This window comes from Streptomyces sp. NPDC048416 (assembly GCF_043200435.1).
GTDB lineage: Bacteria > Actinomycetota > Actinomycetes > Streptomycetales > Streptomycetaceae > Streptomyces.
Genome location: NZ_JBICXU010000008.1, coordinates 1 through 847, shown reverse-complemented (window position 1 = coordinate 847; position 847 = coordinate 1). Strand labels below are relative to the sequence as shown.

Here is an 847-nt window from a genome sequence, read left to right as displayed (position 1 = left end):
CGTACGACGGGGGTACGAGCTACCACCGCCGGCCGGGCGACCACCACGGTCGTCACGCCGGAACCCACCGCGGTCGTCGTCACGACGGGGGGCCGGACGGTCATCACGACGGGGGTACGAGCTGCCGCCCCCGCGGTTGTCGTCACGACGGAAGCCACCGCCACCGGCGCCGCCACCACGGTTGTCGTCGCGACGGAACCCACCACGGTCGTCATCACGACGGGGCGCGGGACGGTCATCACGACGAGGGTAGCCACCGCCGGTGGACCCGCCACGGTTGTCGTCACGACGGAAGCCGCCACCACCGGCGCCGCCACCACGGTTGTCGTCGCGACGGAACCCACCGCGGTCGTCATCGCGGCGCGGGGCCGGACGGTCGTCACGACGGCCGTACGAGCTGCCGCCGCCGGCCGGGCGACCGCCACGGTCGTCACGGCGGGGGTACCCGCCGCCGGAGGAGCCGCCGCGGCTGTCGTCACGACGCCCGCCGTAGCCACCCCGGTCGTTGTCACGACGCGGCCCGCGGTCGTCTCGACCACCGCGGTAGCCGCCCCGGTCGCCACCGTCCTGACGGCGCGGCTCGCGCTCCGGACGATCGTCGGGAGAGTTGGTGGACATCGTGACTCCTAGTCTTCGGGTACTGCAGTCATTCTCGCGCAGTCGGCTGCCCGACGCGCTTCGGCAAAGCAAAGCGGAAAAACAAAAGGACCCCTGGTCCCAGCATGAACGCTGGGACCAGGGGTCCTGAAATATTGTTCGGCGGCGTCCTACTCTCCCACAGGGTCCCCCCTGCAGTACCATCGGCGCTGAAAGGCTTAGCTTCCGGGTTCGGAATGTAACCGGGCGT

Annotated in this window: 1 rRNA gene and 1 pseudogene; one reads left to right on the top strand and one right to left on the bottom strand. The window is 70.8% G+C overall.

Annotation, left to right across the window (positions count from 1 at the left end):
• Nucleotides 1-630 (top strand): annotated as a pseudogene (locus ACGFW5_RS12925) (hypothetical protein); the annotation flags it as partial.
• 124 nt (nt 631-754) lie between these two features.
• Here ACGFW5_RS12925 and rrf read toward each other — a convergent pair.
• Nucleotides 755-847, bottom strand: a 5S ribosomal RNA gene (gene rrf / locus ACGFW5_RS12920); the annotation flags it as partial.